Raw genomic sequence first — 4180 nt, forward strand, 5'->3', positions numbered from 1 at the left:
GGCCCGTCGACCGGGTGCTCGTCGTCGACAACGCGTCCACCGACGACGCCCTCGACGTCGCCCGGTCCCACCCCAGCGCCCCCGAGGTGGTCGCGCTCAAGCGCAACACCGGCGGGGCGGGCGGGTTCGCCGTCGGCATCGCGACCGCGGTCGCGGACCTCGACGCCGACCTCGTGTGGCTCATGGACGACGACACCGTCCCCACCGAGACGGCCCTGGAGGCGCTCCTCGGCGCCCGCGAGGCGTATGCCGGCGACGTCACCGCGCTGGCCAGCCGCGTCGTGTGGACGGACGGCAGCGACCACCCGATGAACACGCCGCGCACCCGACCGGGCGCGTCGCCGGCCGAGCTGTCGCGGGCGCGCGCCGCCGGCGCCGTGCCGGTCCGGTCGATGTCGTTCGTGTCGATGATGGTCGACGCGCGCGCCGTGCGGGAGCACGGCCTGCCCGTCAGCGACTACTTCATCTGGAACGACGACTTCGAGTACTCCACGCGCATGCTCCGTCGCGGCACCGGCCTGTACGTGCCGGGCAGCGTCGTCGAGCACCGCACGGCCCGCCTGGTGGGCACCGACCACGACCCGGGCCCGCGCTTCTACTACGAGGTCCGCAACAAGGTCTGGATGTTCACGCGCTCCTCCGCGCTCGGGCTCTCGGAGCGGGTGCTCTACGGCGGGTCGACCCTGCGGCGCTGGGCCCGCACGATGGTGCGCTCGGCGGACCGCGGCACCCTCGTCAAGGCCGGCGGGCGCGGGCTGTGGCACGGCCTCGTGCACCGGCCGCGCGCGGACACGGAGGTGCTCGCCGGGGTCGGCCCCGCGGCCCTCAGCGTCGCGCGCGTCGAGCTCGGGCAGGCCGAGGGACCGGGTCCGGAGCGTCCGGCGGCGTCCCGGGCGGCCGGCCGGTCGGCACCCGTCGCCCCCGGCCCCCTCGACGACACCCGGTTCTCCGTCCTGCTGCCCGTGTACGCCGGTGACGACGCCGCGCACCTGGAGCGTGGGTTCCTGTCCGTCACTCGCGACCAGACGCTGCGGCCGGACGAGGTCGTCGTCGTGCGCGACGGGCCCGTGGGCGACGCCGTCACCGCCGTCCTCGGCCGCCTGCACGAGCTCACCGACGTCCCGGTGACCCTCGTCCCGCTGGAGCGCAACGTCGGCCTGGCCCGCGCCCTCGAGGCGGGCCTGGAGGCGTGCAAGCACGAGGTGGTCGCCCGCGCCGACGCGGACGACATCTCCCGCCCCGAGCGGTTCGCCGTGCAGGTGCCGCTCGTCGCGGGCGGCTGCGACATCGTCGGGTCCGCGATCCAGGAGTTCGACGACGACGAGCACGCGCCCGGCATGGTGCGCGTGCCGCCGACGGGCGACGACATCGCGACGACCGCCCGGTTCCGCGACCCGTTCAACCACCCGTCGGTCGTGTACCGGCGCTCGGCCGTCGCCGCGGCGGGCGGGTACGAGCACCTCGACCTCATGGAGGACTACCTCCTCTTCGCCCGCATGATCGCGGGCGGTGCGGACGCGCACAACGTCGTCGAGCCGCTGGTCCTGTACCGCGTCGGCGCGGGCGCCTACGCGCGCCGCGGCGGCCGCCGGCTGCTGGCGTCCGAGCTCGCGCTGCAGCGCACCCTGCACTCCGAGGGCTTCCTCACCGGCCCGCAGATGGTGCGCAACGTCGTCGTGCGCGCCGGCTACCGCGTGGTGCCCGAGTCCGTCCGCAAGGCGGGCTATCGCGCCTTCACGCGGCTGCGCGGCGGCTACGAGCCCGACTGACCGACCCCTGACCAGGAGGAACGCATGACCGACCTCGTCGTCGTCGGCACCGGGCTCTTCGGCCTGACCGTGGCCGAGCGCATGGCCGAGCAGGGCCGCAAGGTCCTCATGATCGACCGCCGCGACCACGTCGGCGGCAACGCGTACAGCGAGACGGACCCGGACACCGGCATCGAGGTCCACCGGTACGGCGCGCACCTGTTCCACACCTCGAACGAGCGCGTGTGGGAGTACGTCAACCGGTTCACGGCGTTCACGTCGTACGTGCACCGGGTGTACACCACGCACCGCGGCGAGGTCTTCCCGATGCCGATCAACCTCGGCACCATCAACCAGTTCTTCCGCTCCGCGCACGGCCCGGACGCCGCCCGCGCGCTGGTGCGCGAGCAGGCCGCGGAGCTGGGCGGCAAGCGCCCGGAGAACCTCGACGAGCAGGGCGTGTCGCTGATCGGGCGCCCCCTGTACGAGGCGTTCATCCAGGGCTACACGGCCAAGCAGTGGCAGACCGACCCGCGCGAGCTGCCGGCGTCGATCATCTCCCGCCTGCCCGTGCGCTACACGTACGACAACCGCTACTTCAACGACACCCACGAGGGCCTGCCGACGGGCGGGTACACCGCGTGGCTGGAGCGGATGGCCGACCACCCGAACATCGAGGTGCGGCTGTCCACGGACTTCTTCGACGACGCGCAGCCGGTGAGCAAGAAGGCCGTCGTGGGCCAGGTGCCGGTCGTGTACACCGGGCCGGTGGACCGGTACTTCGACGACGCCGAGGGATCGCTGTCGTGGCGCACGCTCGACTTCGAGCGCGAGGTGCTGCCCGTGGGCGACTTCCAGGGCGCGCCGGTGATGAACTACGCCGACACCGAGGTGCCGTACACGCGCATCCTCGAGTTCCGGCACTTCCACCCCGAGCGGGACTACACGAGCGACAAGACCGTCATCGTGCGTGAGTACTCCCGCTTCGCCGAGCGCGGCGACGAGCCGTACTACCCGGTCAACACGCCCGCCGACCGGGAGCGGCTCCAGCGCTACCGCGCGCTCATGGCCGGCGAGCCCGAGGTGCACTTCGGCGGCCGTCTCGGCACGTACCAGTACCTCGACATGCACATGGCGATCGGCTCCGCCCTGTCGATGGTGGACAACAAGCTCACCGCCTGACCCCCCGGCTGCCGAACAGGTGGTTGCGCACGTTCTGAACGCTCAGAACGTGCGTAACCGCCTGTTCGGCGCGGCGCGGGCGAGGAACGACCTGACCTGGCGCCCGACGACGCGCTCGCGCACGTGCCGGGCGTCGAAGCGCAGCACGCGGATCCCGGCCACCTGGGCGAAGGCGTTGTCCCGGTCGCGGTCGCGCCGTTCCGACCGCTCCTCGCCCTCGTGCCACTCATGGCCGTCGAGCTCGGCGACGAGCCATCCACGGTCGCCGAGGTCCCATGCCATGTCCCCGACGCCGGCCCTGCGGCCGCCCGGCCCGTCCACGGGGAGCTGGAGGACGTCCGGGGGGACGCCTTCCTCGAGGCACTGCCACCGTCCGGCCGACTCGAGCCACGACTCGGCGCGCGGGTCGGCGTGCTCCCACAGCTCGTGTCGCAGGGCGATGCCGCGCCGGCCCCGGGCATGGTCGTGCGCGCGTGCCGCACCCGCCGGGGTCAGGAGCTCGAGACGCAGCACGGAGTCCAGCACGGCGAGGCCGTTGTCGAGAGGCAGCTCGGGGACGGCCTGCGCGATCGCCCACTCCGGGGAGGCGATCAGCCGCCGGCCGGTGCGGGCGTCACCCCAGCCGACCGTCGTCATGCCGTCGTCGAACTGACGGAGCCGGGCGCCCGGTCGGTGCGACCGCTTCGAGGCGACCGGCATGGCGGCCTCCGGCCGGATCACGGGCGGCAGGCCCTCGACCCCCAGGAGGGCCAGGGCGCACTGCCCGACGGCGACCGCCCCCGGCCCGTACGCGAGCAGGGCGACCCAGCCCGCGCGACGCCGCAGGTGGTCGAAGAGCAGGTCGCCCGCCGATCGGTCCCGGTGCACCGCCGCCGTCGCGCGGCTGGACCTGCGGGCTGCCGCGCCGGGATCGGTGCGGACGAACGGAGGGAGCGCGCCCCGGGGGACGTCGTCGGCGGTACGACGTCGGGGCGCGACGGGGACGGTGTCGATCACCCCTCGCGTGACGACCTGCCACCGGCCGGAGCGCACCCAGCCGGCTCGCCGGGACCGGCCGACGCCGTGCACGTCGCACTGGCGGCTGCTGAGCAGTCCTTCCTGCGCCTCCGCGAGAGCGAGGAGGGTGGCGGGGAGGTCGGCAGGGCGGCGCACGCCGCCATCTCAGCAACTTTCGGACCCCGAGGTCAGACGCCCTGTGGACAGTGCGCCGAACAGGTGGTTGCGCACGTTCTGAACGCTCAGAACGTGCG

General features: G+C 73.8%; 3 protein-coding genes. 2 read left to right on the forward strand and 1 reads right to left on the reverse strand.

The window, feature by feature from the left end:
* Both ACFT55_RS19280 and glf read left to right on the forward strand, forming a co-directional pair.
* The coding region (locus tag ACFT55_RS19280) for a glycosyltransferase (RefSeq protein WP_380245463.1) at positions 1-1769 on the forward strand (1769 nt) is incomplete at its 5' end.
* A gap of 24 nt (positions 1770-1793) precedes the next feature.
* Complete coding sequence (gene glf, locus ACFT55_RS19285; RefSeq protein WP_380245464.1) at positions 1794-2930, forward strand: UDP-galactopyranose mutase; 1137 nt, start codon at positions 1794-1796, stop codon at positions 2928-2930.
* A gap of 42 nt (positions 2931-2972) precedes the next feature.
* Here the strand turns inward: glf and ACFT55_RS19290 are convergent, their stop codons facing one another.
* Complete coding sequence (locus ACFT55_RS19290; RefSeq protein ID WP_380245465.1) at positions 2973-4082, reverse strand: hypothetical protein; 1110 nt, start codon at positions 4080-4082, stop codon at positions 2973-2975.
* Between the last annotated feature and the right edge of the window lie 98 nt (positions 4083-4180).

The sequence above is a fragment of the Isoptericola sp. NPDC057191 genome (assembly GCF_042670225.1).
Classification (GTDB): Bacteria; Actinomycetota; Actinomycetes; order Actinomycetales; family Cellulomonadaceae; genus Isoptericola.

Bases quoted from the DNA above. Each gene is read 5' to 3' on its own strand.
- glf (WP_380245464.1), top strand. From the start codon at position 1,794: ATGACCGACCTCGTCGTCGTCGGCACCGGGCTCTTCGGCCTGACCGTG.